The organism is Streptomyces yangpuensis (assembly GCF_024666385.1).
GTDB lineage: Bacteria > Actinomycetota > Actinomycetes > Streptomycetales > Streptomycetaceae > Streptomyces > Streptomyces yangpuensis.
On the sequence record NZ_CP102514.1, the window covers coordinates 2,740,237 to 2,753,574 of the forward strand.

Here is a 13,338-nt window from a genome sequence, read left to right on the forward strand (position 1 = left end):
GGTGCTTCCTCACGGTCGGTGCGAAGGGCCGCGGGCCGGGCAGGTCGGCCGGCCCTCCTCGTCGTGCCTCAGTCCAGGATCCCGGCGTCGTGGAAGAAGCGATACCTCTTCGGTGCGTCCGGCAGGAACCAGTGGAAGCCCTCGTCCAGGAAGACCGCCACCATGCTCACGGCGATGACCAGGCCCAGGAACCACAGCGCGAACAGCCCCGCCGCCCGCAGCGGCCCCGGCCCGGTCGCCGGTACGCCGCGGTCCGCCGTCGTGTGCGAGCAGGCCAGGAGGACCCCGACGGCGACCACCGAGACCTGGAAGAGGATCAGCGCCCACACGTACAGGTGCAGGCCGAACACCTCACCCCCGTACCCCTTGGCACCCGGCAGGATGTGCAGCGTCGTCTGCCGCCAGGCCGCGAAGGAGCCCCCGGTCGCCGCGACCAGCGCCAGGCCCCAGCCCGTCATGTAGTGGCGGCCCGTCACGGAGCCGCGCAGCAGCGCCGTACGGATGATGTACGCCGCGCCCAGCGCCGCCAGCAGCATGAACATCCGCTGCACGACGCACAGCGGGCACGGGTGCTCCCCTCGCGCGTACTGCTGGAGGAGGCCGCCGGACGCCACGCCCGCCCAGCCGACGGTGAAGAGGCACGCGAACCAGTACTGGACCTTGCCCGGCTGCGCGGCCTCGGGCGTGCTCTCCGGCAGGAGGCTCTCGATCGTGGCCATGGTCACCAGCTCAGCGTCAGGGCCAGGCCGCCGGTGATGTGGTGTGCCATCAGCAGGGTGACGGCGATGAGCATGACCCACCACGCCCCGAGCACGACCATCCGGGACGTCTCCCGGTACATGGCGATCAGCGTGGCGAGGAGCCCGCCGAAGATGAGGGTGTCCATGCCGCGGACCGTACCGAGACGAGGACATCCCGCCTGCTAGGCGCGCCCCCGCTCACGGCGTGGCGCGCCCCCGGTTACGTCGGTTGCCGCGTCGGCCGCGGCCCGGCCGCCCCGCGCCCGGGCCGCCCGCGCTCCGCCCGTCCAGGCAGATCCACACGCGGACCTCGGTGCCGCCGAGCACCGAACGCCCCAGCCGGACGTCGCCGCCCGTCGACTCCGCGACCCGGCGCACGATGTCCAGGCCGAGCCCCGTGGACCCGTCCCGGCCGCCGTCGTTGCCGCGGCGCAGGGCGGCGTCCGGGTCGGAGATGCCGGGGCCGGCGTCCGAGACGAGCACGATCACCGCGTCGCCCGCGTCGTGGACGTCCACCGCGAAGGGGGTGCCCTCGGGGGTGTGCCGGAAGACGTTGCCGAGCATGGCGTCGAGGGCCGCGGCGAGTTCGGGCCGCGCCACGGGGATCCGTACGGTGCGGTCCACACCCGCGAGCCGTACCTCGCGGCCTTCGTCCTCCGCGAGCGCCGACCAGAAGTCCATCCGGTCGCGGATCACCTCGGAGGCGTCGCAGCCCGCCCCCGCTCCCGCCCCGGCCATGCCTGCGGCAGGGCGCTGTTCCCGGGCCGTGCGGATGATGGTGTCGACCTCGCGTTCCAGCTGCTCCACCGCCGCCCGGGTCTGCTCGGCGGCGGGGCCGTCGCCGAGGGAGGCGGTGTTGAGCCGGAGCACGGTCAGCGGGGTGCGCAGCCGGTGCGAGAGGTCTGCGGCCAGTTCCCGCTCGTTGGCGAGGAGCTCGACCACCTGGTCGGCCATGGAGTTGAACGCGACGGCCGCCGAGCGCAGTTCCTTGGGCCCGGCCTCCGGTACGCGGGCCCCGAGCCGCCCCTCGCCCAGCTGGTGCGCGGCGTCCGCGAGCCGTTCGGCCGGCCGGACCAGCCGGGCACCGAGCCGGTCGGCGACCGCGACCGAGCCGACGATCAGGGCCAGTCCGACGCCCGCGAGCACCAGCCAGGCGGTCGCGACGCCGTTGCTGACCTCGCTCTCCGGTACGAAGATCTCCACCACGGCGATGTCGCCGGATCCCAGCGCGATCGGCTGGAGCAGCGCCGAGCCGCCGCCCGTCAGCGAGGCCGTGGTGGCGCGCCCCATCCGGCGGGTCTCCGCGACGGCGCGTTCCCCGGCCCGGCCCTCGCCGATGCTCACCGGCGCGCCGCCGTCGACCGCGGGCACGTGGACGGCCATCCGCTGCGCGGCGCCCATCTGCGTGGACTCCACGGCCTTGCTCAGCTGCCCCGGGTCGGTGGTGATCGACAGCGTCGGCCCGATGGTGGCGGCCTGCCGTTCGGCGTTGGAGAAGGCCCGGTCGCTGGCCATCTCCTGGACGACGAGCCCGAGGGGTACGGCGAAGGCCACGACCACCATGGCCGTGACCGCGAGGCACACCTTGACCAGGGCCCATCTCATCGCTGCATCACTGCGGCGGCTCCAGCTTCACGCCGACCCCGCGCAGGGTGTGCAGATACCGGGGCCTGGCGGCGGTCTCGCCGAGTTTGCGGCGCAGCCAGGACAGGTGGACGTCGATGGTCTGGTCGTCGCCGTACGACTGCTGCCAGACCTCGGCGAGCAGTTCGCGCCGGGCCACGACGACTCCGGGGCGCCCGGCGAGGAAGGCCAGCAGGTCGAACTCCCGGCGGGTGAGGTCCAGTACCGCCCCGTCGAGTTCGGCCTGGCGGCGCAGCGGATCGATGGCGAGGCCCCCGACGCGCAGGACGCGCGAGGGCGGTTCGGCTCCGGCGGCGGCCCGGGCGCGGCGCAGGACGGCGGCCATCCGGGCGGAGAGGTGTTCGACGGAGAAAGGTTTGGTCAGGTAGTCGTCGGCGCCGTCGTTGAGCAGCCGGACGATCTCGGCCTCGTCGTCGCGCGCGGTGGCGATGATCACGGGCACGTCGGTGATGCCGCGCAGCATCTTGAGCGCCTCCGACCCGTCCAGGTCGGGCAGCCCGAGGTCGAGGATCACCACGTCGAAGCGGTGGTGCGCGACCTCGCGCAGTGCCTCCAGGGCCGTTCCGACGCTCCGCACGGTGTGCGAGGCCTCCGTCAGGTGCCGGATGAGGGCGGAACGTACGAACTGGTCGTCCTCGACCACGAGCACACTTGCCATGGGCGGCACCGTAGTCCATCCGGGCGACCGAGCGGGGTGTCGGGCCACTCCAGTGGCGCGTGGTGCAGTATGTGCCTTGATGCAAAGAGGACTTGTTCATGCCATGGCGTGGATGCTCGCGACCGGGGCGGCGGTGACGCTGTGCTGGTGGGGCGTCCACACCGTCATGTCGGGCACGGCCTACGACCGGCCGCTCGCGGTGCCCCTGGCCGGCCAGCCGCTCTCCTCCTCGACCCGGAGCGCGCAGCCCTCGGGCTCGCCGTCGCAGTCCCCGTCCGCCTCGGCCTCCCCGTCGCCCGGCCCGACCACGTCGCCGGCCCCGGACGCCTCCGCCGGCAAGCCGTCGCAGACTCCTGCGGCCTCCCCGCGCGGGCCGCAGCAGCCGGACGGCCAGGACTCGGGGAAGGTGCAGGCCTATCCGGTCTCCGGCGGCCGGGTCGTCTTCTCCCTCGGTGCCTCCTCGGCCGAGCTGGTCACGGCGACACCGGCGGCGGGCTGGCGGATGCAGGTGTGGAAGCAGGATTTCTGGATCCGGGTCACCTTCACCCGGGACGGCCGCGAGGTGTCGGTGTTCTGCACCTGGCACGACCACCCGCCGATGGTGGAGATCGTCGACCCCTGAGGCGACCCGCCGGTTACCGGAACACGGACGGCGGCGGCTGGGGCGAGGCCACCGCGGAGGCGTCGGCGACCGGGGTCGCCCCGCCCGCGAAGTCGGCCAGTGCCCGGCCGTGCTCGACGCGGCCCGGATGCGGGTCGCTCGCGACCCGGCGGGTGAACTCCGCGACGGGCAGCTCGTGGTCGGCGGCCACCAGTACCGCATTGCCGAAACGTTTCCCTCGCCACACCACCGGGTCCGCGGCCAGCGCCAGCTCCGTGAACCGGGACGCCGCCGTCGCGATCTGGCCGCGCAGATGGGTCAGCGGCGGCCCGTCCGCGAGGTTCGCCACGTACCACCCGGTGGGCGCCAGGGCCCGGCGTACGTCGTCCAGGAACTCCGTGCTCGTCAGGTGCGCCGGAGTGCGCGCCCCGCTGAACACGTCCGCGATCACCAGGTCCGCCCAGCCGTCCGGCACCTTCGCCAGACCGGCCCGCGCGTCGACCGCCCGCACCCGGACCCGCGCCTGCGGATCCAGCGGCAGGTGCTCCCGTACGAAGGCCACCAGGGCGGCGTCGATCTCCACGACCTGCTGGGCGGAACGGGGACGGGACGCCGCGGTGTAGCGGGCGAGGGTGAAGGCGCCACCGCCCAGGTGCACCACGTTCAGCGGCCGGCGGGCCGGCGCGGCGAGATCGATGAGGTGACCGATCCGCCGCTGGTACGCGAAGTCCAGGTACGCGGGATCGCCCAGATCCACATGCGACTGCGGGGCACCGTCGATCAGCAGGGTCCAGGCGCCCGGCCGCTCCCGGTCCGGCTCCAGCTCCGCCAGGCCGCCGTCCACCTGCCCGACGACCGCCTCCGCGCCGCCCCGGCCGCGCTGCCTGCCCTTGTTCCTGTCCTTGCCCGCCACCACCCCATTGTGCGGGGCGGCCGGCCGGGGATCGGTCAGCGGCAGTTGTCCGCGGCCTCGATCAGCCGGGCCGCCTCGCCCAGCGCCGCGCGCAGCACCTCGGGATCGGTGACCGGCCCGACGGCCTCCGGCGGGAGCAGCCAGCCCGTGGCGCCCGCGGTCGGCGAGACGGCGTCGCCGAAGCGCATCCCCCGCCCGTTGGTCTGCGTACACGCACTGCCCGGGAGGTCCCAGGCGTCGGCGGTGCCGGGCGGTACGAGGAAGCCGAGGGTGCCACCCGATCCGTCGTGCAGGACGGGCCCCACCGGGCCGGACCGGTCGGCGGACCGGCGGATGATGTCCACCGCCTCCAGCCCCTGCCGCGCGGGCACGGTCACCAGGTCCAGATCCGGGGCCGCGACACCGGCCTCGGGCGCGGTGCTCGTTCCAGTGCTCTCCATGCCGGCCTCCACCACAGGGAACCCCTCCTCGATCCGTCTCCGCATGGGTTCAACGCACGGGAACGTCAACGGGTGCGGCACCAAGACGCCGCAAAGGATGGCAGTTCATGGCGGATCGCGGGTGAGATATCCGTTTTGTAGCTAAACATCGCGTGAACACCCCGTCGCTGGGGGTACGTTCATGCGCGCCGGGCCCCACCGCACCATCCCCCGCACCGGCGCTGCGCTCCTCGCCAGAGAGGTCACGTCCATGGCGGCGTTCCCCCACTCACCCAACTCCACGTTCAGGCGGCTGCGCGGGCAGCTCTCCCCCGCCGAATTCGCGGCCCTGGTACGCAGGTCGGCGAAGGAAATCGGAGAAACGGTTTCCTGCGACGCGCGCTACATCGGCCGGGTCGAGTCCGGCGAGATCCGCTGCCCCAACTACGCCTACGAGCGGGTCTTCCTCCACATGTTCCCCGGCCGCACCCTGGCCGACCTGGGCTTCTCCCCCCGCGAGGCCGTCCGCGGCCGCTCGGCGCAGCGCGGCCCGCACCCGGTCCCCGTCCCCTGTTCCCCTTCCAGTGCCAAGGAGAGCGACGTGCTGCGTCGCGCGTTCATGGCGGGCGGCTCCGCGACCGTGGCGGCCGCGACGCTCAGCCTCACCCTGCTCGGCGACACCCGCCGGCTGCCCGCCCGCGCCGGCGAGTCCGAGGCCGCCGCCGTCGAGGACGCCGTACGCCGGATCCGGCTGCTCGACGACCGGCACGGGGCGGACGCCCTCTACCGCAGGGCCTCCGAACCCCTGCGCACCGCCTACGCCCTGCTCGACGCCGGGGCGACGCGGCAGTCCACCGAGGACAGGCTGCACTCGGGCGCCGGCGAACTGGCCGTCTCCGTCGGCTGGCTGGCCCACGACTCCGGCCGTTTCGACGACGCCCGCTCGCACTACGCGGAGGCGTTGGCCACGGCCCGGGTGGCACGGGACGCAGGCCTGGAGGCCCACGCCTTCAGCAACTTGTCCTTCCTGGCCCGGGACACCGGCCGCGCGCGCGAGGCCGTACGGGCGGCCCAGGCGGGCCGGCGCGCCGCCGCCTCCCTCGGCTCGCCCCGGCTGCTGTCGCTGCTCGCGCTGCGGGAGGCCGGCGGGTGGGCGGGGCTCGACGACCGCAAGACCTGCGAGGAATCGCTGGCGCGGGCCCACCGGGAGTTCTCGCGGGGGCCCGCGGAGGCCGACCCGGAGTGGATGTCCTTCTTCGGCGAGGCCGAGCTGGAGTCGCTGGAGGCGCGGTGCTGGTCGGCGCTCGGCGAGCACGCCCGGGCCGCGCGGCACGCGCGGCGGGCGGCCGACCTCCAGGATCCGCACTTCGCGCGGAACGTGGCGCTCTACACCGCCGAGCTGGCCGGTGACCTGGCGCGGGCCGATGCGCCCGACGAGGCGGCGTGGGCGGGTGGGCGGGTGCTGGACCTGCTGGCCGAGGTCCAGTCGACGCGGGTCCGGTCGATGCTCGCGGAGACGGCCGCGACCCTTGTCCCCCACCAGCGGTCGCCCCGGGTGAGCACGTTCCTGACCCGCCACGCCGCCACGTAGGGGTGTGCCGGGGCTCGGCTCCGCCGGTGGTGCTGGGGCTCCGCCCCAGACCCCGCGCCTCAATCGCCGGCGGGGCTGGATGTGCCGGCCAGGAGTGCACAGGGTGGGGCGGTGCCCCGCCGGAATGTCTCCTCGGCTCGGCGCGTGCGGCCTCGTCGTGCCGAGTCGGCCCAGGTCCCGCCTCGTCCTGCGGGGACACTCCGCCGTGTCCCCGCCCCACCGGCCCGTACCGCCGGAGGGGGGACGGGGAGGGGTGTCCCCGCAGGACGAGGCGCGACCAAAGCCGCCTGGCCGGGCCAAAGCAGCACGCGCCGAGCCGAGGAGACACCCCTGCCCGGCACCCCGACCCACCCGCACCACACCCGTACCCCGCCCCGCGGCACGGCTCCGCCCGGACAACACCACAGTTCCCGGAACCGGCCCGCGCTGCTGGAGGGGGGACGGGGAGGGGTGTCCCCGCAGGACGAGGCGCGACCAAAGCCGCCTGGCCGGGCCAAAGCAGCACGCGCCGAGCCGAGGAGACACCCCTGCCCGGCACCCCGACCCACCCGCACCGTGCCCGTGTCCCGCCCCGCGGCACGGCTCCGCCCGGACCACACCACAGTTCCCGGAACCGGCCCGTACCGCCGAGCCGCACGCGCCGAGCCGAGGAGATACCCATGCCCGGCACCCCGACCAACCCACACCACGCCAAGCGGCACGATCGGCCGAGCAAAACCCTGCGGGGGACCCGTAAGGCTCAGAGGTGGCCCGTGTCGTTCCAGCGTTCCAGGGCCGGGGCGCCGTAGGCCCAGCCCAGGACCGAGAGGGACGTCGGGTCCAGCCGGATGCGGGCGCCGAAGGACGCGTCGAAGCCCAGCCAGCGCGCGGCCAGCGTGCGCAGGATGTGTCCGTGGGCGAAGACCAGGACGTCCCGCTCCGCCGAGCGCGCCCACGCCACCACCTCGTCGGCACGCGCCGAGACGTCGGCCACCGACTCGCCGCCCGGGACGCCGTCGCGCCAGATCAGCCAGCCCGGCCGGACCGCCTGGATCTCGGCCGGGGTCATGCCCTCGTACTCGCCGTAGTCCCACTCCAGCAGCGCGTCCCACGGTTCGGCCCGGGCGCCGAAGCCCGCCAGGTCGCAGCTCTCGCTCGCGCGGACCAGCGGGCTGGTGCGCACCTCCAGGCCGGGCAGGCCCTTCCACGGGTCGCGGGCCAGGCGTTCGCCGAGCAGCTTCGCGCCCTGTTTGCCCTCCTCCAGCAGCGGCACGTCCGTGCGTCCGGTGTGCTTGCCGAGCTGGGACCACGCCGTCTGGCCGTGACGGGCCAGCAGGATGCGGGGGGCCATGCGAATCTCCCGATCGGTGCGTTTCGTCGTCCGCCCATCATCCATCACGCTCCGGGCCGCCTCTCCCACCGGCCCTTTTCCGCGCTCCGCACACGATTGTCAGTGGCGGATGGGACACTTCCGCGGGTGAGCTCTTACCCGCCCCGCAGCCCCGCGCAGCCGACCACGCTGCGGCAGCGGCTCGCCGGCCTGCGAGGTCCTGACGTACAGCCCCGCCCGCTCGACGCCCGGGCGCTGGCGGCCCTCGCCGCCAACCCCGGCTGCGGCAGACGCGCCCTGCTCGACGGCGCCGGGGTGGACAAGAACGCCCTGGCAACGGCCCTCGGTTCGCCCGCCGCCTTCGGGCAGTCGCAGTTCGCCATCGTCCGCGGGAACTCCTTCGAGGCGAAGGTGAAGGGTGACGGCGGCGCCGAGCTGCTGCGGCTGGTCCACCGGCATCTGGATCCGGCCGCCGAGCCGCCCGGGGCCGGCGCCCGCGTCCCCGACCTGACGGCCGCCGGGCCGGAGGGCCGCGCCGCCCGGACCGCCCTGGCCCTGCGCGAGGCCACCGCGGCGCAGGAGTGGACGCTGCTGGACCACCCGATGCTGGCCCTGGAGGTGGCCGGTTCCCCGGCCTATCTGGAGCCGGACGCGGTCGTCGTGCACCCCGACGGCCGCTGGACCGTGGTGGAGATCAAATCGTTCCCCATGATCGACGCGGCCGCGGACGCCGCGAAGGTCGGCGCGGCGGCCCGGCAGGCCGCCGTCTACGTGCTGGCCCTGGAGGGAACCGCCGGGAAGCTGCCCGGCGCCGAGGTCGGGCACACCGTGCTGCTGGTCTGCCCGAAGGACTTCTCCAACCTGCCCACGGCCGCCCCCGTCGACATCCGCCGCGAGCGCTCGGTGACCCGCCGCCAGCTGGACCAGCTGACCCGGGTGGAGGAGCTGGCCGCCGCGCTGCCCGAGGGGCTCAGCTTTGACCCGGAGCGGACCGCCGAGGAGCTGGCCGAGGCGGTCTCCGCGGTGGACGCCGCCTACGCCCCCGAGTGCCTGGCCGCCTGCGAGCTGGCCTTCCACTGCCGGGAGCGGGCCCGTGCCGCCGACGAGGTGACCACGCTGGGCCGTTCCGTACGGGGTGAGCTGGGCGCGCTGACCACCGTCGAGGCGGCCCTCGCGGCGGCCGCCGGCGGCGGATGCGCCGAGGATCCCACCGCCGCCGCCCTGCACCGGGCGGCCCGGCTGCGCGCCGAGGCGCTGGAGACCGCCGCCGCCCGTCCCCGTCCGCACGTTCCGGAGATCCCCGAATGCCCCTGCTGAGCACCCTGGCCCGGCTGGAGGCCGTCCGCGCGGGCCGCGCCCAGCCGCTCGCGACGGTGCGCCACCGTCATCTGAGCGAGAAGCCGCTGGTCCTCGTGCCGCTGACGACGGCCGGTGAGGCCGGTGCCCCGCTCGGCGCGCTGGTCGGCACCGACCGGCACGATCCGCGCGTCTTCGTGATACCCCAGCCCCGTGACCGGGACCTGCGCTGGGCGTTCCTCGCCGACCTCGCGGTGCACGTGCTGGCGCACATCGAGGCGTACGCCGACGAGGTGGAGCCGGCCGAGCGCAGCGAGACCGATCCGGAGACGGGCAAGCGGGTCAAGGTCGAGACGGAGCTGTGCGTGGACGCCCCGCAGCTGATCGTGCCGAGCCGGGCGGGCATCGAGTACGTGCGGCTGCTGGGGCGGTCGATGAGGTTCCGGCGCACCGCGGAGGAGGATCCGGACAATCCCTTCCCGGCGCCGTCGCGGGTGCCGCTGCTGGGCCGCTGGTTCACGCATCTCGGTGAGCGCGCGCGGGTGCCCGGGTCCTCGATGCTGCTGTCGGCGACGGATCTGCTGTCGCGGCACTGGGCGACGGGCCAGAGCAATCTGGAGGACCAGCACCTGGGCGCGCTCCTGGCCTGGATCGCCCCGCCGGGGGGCGGGTCGGGGGCGGAGGCGGCTCTGCGTGCGGAGCTGGGCCGGGACGTGCACGGCCAGTTGCTGTGCCCGCCGGCCGGTCCGGCCACCGATCCGGCCTTCGACAACAAGCTGCTGGCGCCGGCCATCGCCCGCTACGACGCGGCGCGCGCGGCCCTGGCGGCCGGGCCGGGGGACGACGACCGTGAGGTGCGGACGGCGGAACGGGCCGTGCGCCGGCTGGTCGTGGACCAGATGTCGAGCACCTGGTGGGCGACGTGGGAGGCGATCGACCTGGTCCGCGGGCTGCCGCCGGGCGAGCGGGTGCAGGAGCGCTGGACCCGCGACCGCTGGTCGTACACGGGTCACCGGGACCGGGTACGGGCGGGCGAGCCGCCGCAGCCGCGCCGTGACGACGCGGTGACGGCGGCCCAGAAGCTGGCCACGCGGGAGACCGAGCAGGTGCGGCTGGACGCGCAGGAGTCGCTGGACGACCCGCTCGTGATGGCGGGCCGGCGGCTGGCGGGCGAGGCCTTCGCGGGCGAGGTCACCGAGGTGGTGATGGAGTGGACGGAGTCGAAGCGGCCGAGTCCGCGTCCGCTGGTGACGGTGTCCACGGAGGACCGGCCGCAGCTGGCGGACGGGGGCGCGGTGAAGGTGTACCGCTCCCTGGACGGGCGGCCGCAGAGCGCGCAGTTCGTCCGTGTCGAGGAGGACGGGCAGGTGGTGCTGCGGCTCCTCGACAAGATGGGCCGCGGCCGGGACCCGGAGCCGGGTTCCGTGCCCGAGAAGGGCGACCGCGTGTGCTGGACGCTGTTCGAGCACGACGCGCGCGGTGGCCCGAAGCTCCCGGACCCGGAGCGGACGCCGTGGACCCATGGCGGCCCGCCTGGGTCGGGGTCCGCCGTTCACCTTCCCGACGCCGTCACCGATGAGGACATCCTTTGACTCCTGTGTCCGCACCCGCCGCCTTCGACCCGGGTGCGGCGGCCGCCCGGGCGACCGCCGCGATCCTGCACGACACCCTGTACGGAACCGAGCGGGGCGTGGTCGTCGACTCCCCGCCGGGGGCCGGCAAGTCCACGCTGGTGGTCCGGGCATCCCGGGAGCTGGCCGCCGCGGGGCGCCGGCTGATGGTGGTGGCGCAGACGAACGCGCAGGTCGACGACCTGGTGCTGCGGCTGGCCGAGAAGGATCCGGAGCTGAGGGTCGGCCGGCTGCACAGCAGCGAGGGGGATTCCTACGATCCGGCGCTGCGGGAGCTGCCGTCGGTGACCCTGTCGGCGAAGCCGGGGGATCTCGCGGAGCTGCCGATCACCATCTCGACGGCGGCGAAGTGGGCGTTCGTGAAGGACGTCGAGCCCTGGAGCCACGCGATCGTCGACGAGGCGTACCAGATGCGTTCCGACGCGCTGCTGGCGGTGGCGGGGCTGTTCGAGCGGGCGCTGTTCGTGGGCGACCCGGGGCAGCTGGACCCGTTCAGCGTGGTCGGCGCGGAGCAGTGGGCGGGTCTGTCGTACGACCCGTCGGCGTCGGCGGTGAGCACGCTGCTGGCGCACAACCCGCAGCTGCCGCAGCACCGGCTGCCGGTGTCCTGGCGGCTGCCGGCGACGGCGGCGCCGCTGGTGTCCCGCGCGTTCTACCCGTACACGCAGTTCCGCAGCGGTACGGGTCCTGGGGACCGGAGGCTCTCGTACGGGGTGGCCTCGGACGGGTCGGGCCCGGACCGGGTGCTGGACGAGGCCGCGGAGGCGGGCTGGGGGCTGCTGGAGCTGCCGGCGCGGCACACCCCGCGGACGGATCCGGAGGCGGTGGGCGCGGTGGCCCTGGTGGTGCGCCGGGCCCTGGACCGGGGAGCTGTGACGTCCGACGAGCAGTCCTCGGGGCCGGTGGCGCTGACGGCCGACCGGATCGCGGTGGGCACGGCGCACCGCGACCAGGCGGCGGCGGTCCGCGCGGCGCTGGCCTCGCTGGGGGTCTCGGGGGTCACGGTGGACACGGCGAACCGGCTGCAGGGCCGCGAGTACGACCTGACGGTGGTCCTGCATCCGCTGTCGGGGCGCCCGGACGCGACGGCCTTCCATCTGGAGACGGGCCGGCTGTGCGTGCTGGCTTCGCGGCACCGGCACGCCTGTGTGGTGGTGGCCCGGGCGGGCATAGCGGAGCTGCTGGACGACCATCCGTCGACGGAGCCGGTGCAGCTGGGTGTGACGGTGAAGTTCCCGGACGGCTGGGAGGCGATGATGTCCACGTGGGATTTCTGGTCCAACCACCGGGTCTCGTGGCGGCCGTAGGGCGTGTCTCGGCGGCCGGGCCGGGCTCCGCTCAGTGGCGGCCCTTGCGGGGGGTCCCCAGGTGGTGGCGGAGCACCTCGCCGACCTCGGCCAGGGCCTGGAGCTGCTGCGGGGTCAGGATGTCGATGAGGTGGCGGCGCACCGATTCCACGTGGAGCGGGGCGGCGTCGGTGATCGCGGCCACCCCGGCCACGGTGAGGACCACCTCGGCGCCCCGGCCGTCGGTCGCGACGTCCTCGCGGCGGACGACGCCGCGCTGTTCCATGCGCGTGAGCTGGTGGGACAGCCTGCTGCGCGACCACTGCATCAGTTCGGCCAGGGCACTGATCCGCATGCGGTGCCCGTCGGTGGAGCCGAGCACGGACAGGACGTCGTAGTCGGCTTCGGAGAGCCCGCTGTCCTGCCCCAGGTCGCGGGCGATCTCCGCATTGACCAGCGGGAACATCCGCCGCCACGCGTACCAGGCGTCCTGCTCGGCCTCGGTGAGCCAGCGGGGTTCGGATGCGGGGGTCATGCCTTCCACTGTAACCAGGTCGGTGACACATCATCTACCTGGTTGACACGTCACCCCCATAACGCTTTCATTAGGTGACACATCAACAACCGCACCCACGGGAGAGCCCGCCCCATGACCCGCCTGCACGTCATCTCCGCCGCCACCCGCCCCACCTCCTCCGGCCGCCCGCTCGCCCGGTGGGTCACCGGCCGGGCCCGCGAGCACGGCGGCTTCGAGGTCACCCCCGTCGACCTCGCCGAGATCGCGCTGCCCTTCCTGGACGAGCCCGAATACGCCTCCACCGGGAACTACGCCCATCAGCACACCCGCGACTGGAGCGCCCTGGTCGACTCCGCGGACGCCTTCCTCTTCGTGCTGCCGATGTACAACGGCGGCTTCACGGCGCCCTTCAAGAACGCCATCGACTTCCTCTACAACGAGTGGAAGGGCAAGCCGGTCGGCATCGTCAGCTACAGCGCCGGCCCCACCGGCGGCGCCCCGGCCGCCGAGATGCTGCTTCCCGTCCTGACCCGCCTCGGCATGCTGCCCGCCGAGCACTCCGTCGCCATCCCGGGCATCCCGAAGCTGATCGGCGCCGAGGGCTTCGAGGCCCCCGAGACCCTCGCCGCCGAGCTGGCCGCCGTACTGGCCGACGTGGCCGAGCTGGCGGCGCAGCGCGAGGCGGAGCCGGCGGCGCAGGCGGTCGCGGTCACCGCCTGAGCGGCCTCCCGGC

Annotated in this window: 14 protein-coding genes; 6 read left to right on the top strand and 8 right to left on the bottom strand. The window is 74.5% G+C overall.

Annotated elements, in window-relative coordinates; translation table 11 throughout:
* Positions 1 to 68: 68 nt before the first annotated feature.
* From NRK68_RS12465 to NRK68_RS12480, 4 genes are read right to left on the bottom strand one after another with little or no spacing between them, the layout of a single operon-like run.
* Positions 69 to 719 carry a disulfide bond formation protein B gene (locus NRK68_RS12465; protein ID WP_183065628.1) on the bottom strand — a complete coding sequence of 217 codons (651 nt, stop codon included), beginning with the start codon at positions 717 to 719 and terminating at the stop codon, positions 69 to 71.
* A 2-nt stretch (positions 720 to 721) separates the two neighbouring features.
* A complete protein-coding gene (locus NRK68_RS12470; protein WP_167350552.1) occupies positions 722 to 886 on the bottom strand; it encodes a DUF5993 family protein in 165 nt (54 codons plus the stop codon).
* 52 nt (positions 887 to 938) lie between these two features.
* Positions 939 to 2,345, bottom strand: a complete 1,407-nt coding sequence (locus NRK68_RS12475) for a sensor histidine kinase (RefSeq protein ID WP_183065504.1) — start codon at positions 2,343 to 2,345, stop codon at positions 939 to 941.
* Positions 2,346 to 2,352: 7 nt separating this feature from the next.
* A complete protein-coding gene (locus tag NRK68_RS12480; protein WP_030655573.1) occupies positions 2,353 to 3,042 on the bottom strand; it encodes a response regulator transcription factor in 690 nt (229 codons plus the stop codon).
* A gap of 103 nt (positions 3,043 to 3,145) precedes the next feature.
* Here NRK68_RS12480 and NRK68_RS12485 point away from each other — a divergent pair, with 103 nt between their 5' ends.
* Positions 3,146 to 3,664, top strand: coding sequence for a hypothetical protein (locus tag NRK68_RS12485; protein WP_235438638.1), 519 nt, complete (start codon positions 3,146 to 3,148; stop codon positions 3,662 to 3,664).
* A gap of 13 nt (positions 3,665 to 3,677) precedes the next feature.
* Here the strand turns inward: NRK68_RS12485 and NRK68_RS12490 are convergent, their stop codons facing one another.
* Together NRK68_RS12490 and NRK68_RS12495 are read right to left on the bottom strand one after the other, a co-directional pair.
* Positions 3,678 to 4,556 carry a spermidine synthase gene (locus NRK68_RS12490; protein ID WP_183065506.1) on the bottom strand — a complete coding sequence of 293 codons (879 nt, stop codon included), beginning with the start codon at positions 4,554 to 4,556 and terminating at the stop codon, positions 3,678 to 3,680.
* A gap of 35 nt (positions 4,557 to 4,591) precedes the next feature.
* Positions 4,592 to 4,996, bottom strand: a complete 405-nt coding sequence (locus NRK68_RS12495; RefSeq protein ID WP_257855792.1) for a hypothetical protein — start codon at positions 4,994 to 4,996, stop codon at positions 4,592 to 4,594.
* A 250-nt stretch (positions 4,997 to 5,246) separates the two neighbouring features.
* Between NRK68_RS12495 and NRK68_RS12500 the strand changes: the two genes are divergently transcribed.
* Entirely contained in the window at positions 5,247 to 6,566 is a 1,320-nt protein-coding gene (locus tag NRK68_RS12500; protein ID WP_183065629.1) for an NsdA family TPR-like regulatory protein, read from the top strand.
* Positions 6,567 to 7,305: 739 nt separating this feature from the next.
* On the opposite strand, the gene NRK68_RS12505 is transcribed toward NRK68_RS12500, so the two are convergent.
* Positions 7,306 to 7,896 carry a histidine phosphatase family protein gene (locus tag NRK68_RS12505; protein ID WP_046774795.1) on the bottom strand — a complete coding sequence of 197 codons (591 nt, stop codon included), beginning with the start codon at positions 7,894 to 7,896 and terminating at the stop codon, positions 7,306 to 7,308.
* Positions 7,897 to 8,022: 126 nt separating this feature from the next.
* Between NRK68_RS12505 and NRK68_RS12510 the strand changes: the two genes are divergently transcribed.
* From NRK68_RS12510 to NRK68_RS12520, 3 genes are read left to right on the top strand one after another with little or no spacing between them, the layout of a single operon-like run.
* Positions 8,023 to 9,192 carry a hypothetical protein gene (locus tag NRK68_RS12510; protein ID WP_257855793.1) on the top strand — a complete coding sequence of 390 codons (1,170 nt, stop codon included), beginning with the start codon at positions 8,023 to 8,025 and terminating at the stop codon, positions 9,190 to 9,192.
* Positions 9,180 to 10,763, top strand: a complete 1,584-nt coding sequence (locus tag NRK68_RS12515; RefSeq protein WP_257855794.1) for a hypothetical protein — start codon at positions 9,180 to 9,182, stop codon at positions 10,761 to 10,763. Before NRK68_RS12510 ends, NRK68_RS12515 begins: the two co-directional genes overlap by 13 nt.
* A 5-nt stretch (positions 10,764 to 10,768) precedes the next feature.
* Positions 10,769 to 12,109 (top strand): AAA domain-containing protein, encoded by a 1,341-nt coding sequence (locus tag NRK68_RS12520; protein ID WP_183065510.1) that lies wholly within the window; start codon positions 10,769 to 10,771, stop codon positions 12,107 to 12,109.
* 31 nt (positions 12,110 to 12,140) lie between these two features.
* Here NRK68_RS12520 and NRK68_RS12525 read toward each other — a convergent pair whose 3' ends face one another.
* A complete protein-coding gene (locus NRK68_RS12525; RefSeq protein WP_183065511.1) occupies positions 12,141 to 12,623 on the bottom strand; it encodes a MarR family winged helix-turn-helix transcriptional regulator in 483 nt (160 codons plus the stop codon).
* Positions 12,624 to 12,737: 114 nt separating this feature from the next.
* On the opposite strand from NRK68_RS12525, the gene NRK68_RS12530 reads away from it, so the two are divergent.
* Positions 12,738 to 13,325 carry an NADPH-dependent FMN reductase gene (locus tag NRK68_RS12530; RefSeq protein ID WP_183065512.1) on the top strand — a complete coding sequence of 196 codons (588 nt, stop codon included), beginning with the start codon at positions 12,738 to 12,740 and terminating at the stop codon, positions 13,323 to 13,325.
* Positions 13,326 to 13,338 lie beyond the last annotated feature (13 nt).

Coding starts and splice junctions, on each gene's coding strand:
- NRK68_RS12465 (WP_183065628.1), bottom strand. CDS start 719: ATGGCCACGATCGAGAGCCTCCTGCCGGAGAGCACGCCCGAGGCCGCG.
- NRK68_RS12470 (WP_167350552.1), bottom strand. CDS start 886: ATGGACACCCTCATCTTCGGCGGGCTCCTCGCCACGCTGATCGCCATG.
- NRK68_RS12475 (WP_183065504.1), bottom strand. CDS start 2,345: ATGAGATGGGCCCTGGTCAAGGTGTGCCTCGCGGTCACGGCCATGGTG.
- NRK68_RS12480 (WP_030655573.1), bottom strand. CDS start 3,042: ATGGCAAGTGTGCTCGTGGTCGAGGACGACCAGTTCGTACGTTCCGCC.
- NRK68_RS12485 (WP_235438638.1), top strand. CDS start 3,146: ATGGCGTGGATGCTCGCGACCGGGGCGGCGGTGACGCTGTGCTGGTGG.
- NRK68_RS12495 (WP_257855792.1), bottom strand. CDS start 4,996: ATGGAGAGCACTGGAACGAGCACCGCGCCCGAGGCCGGTGTCGCGGCC.
- NRK68_RS12500 (WP_183065629.1), top strand. CDS start 5,247: ATGGCGGCGTTCCCCCACTCACCCAACTCCACGTTCAGGCGGCTGCGC.
- NRK68_RS12505 (WP_046774795.1), bottom strand. CDS start 7,896: ATGGCCCCCCGCATCCTGCTGGCCCGTCACGGCCAGACGGCGTGGTCC.
- NRK68_RS12515 (WP_257855794.1), top strand. CDS start 9,180: ATGCCCCTGCTGAGCACCCTGGCCCGGCTGGAGGCCGTCCGCGCGGGC.
- NRK68_RS12525 (WP_183065511.1), bottom strand. CDS start 12,623: ATGACCCCCGCATCCGAACCCCGCTGGCTCACCGAGGCCGAGCAGGAC.
- NRK68_RS12530 (WP_183065512.1), top strand. CDS start 12,738: ATGACCCGCCTGCACGTCATCTCCGCCGCCACCCGCCCCACCTCCTCC.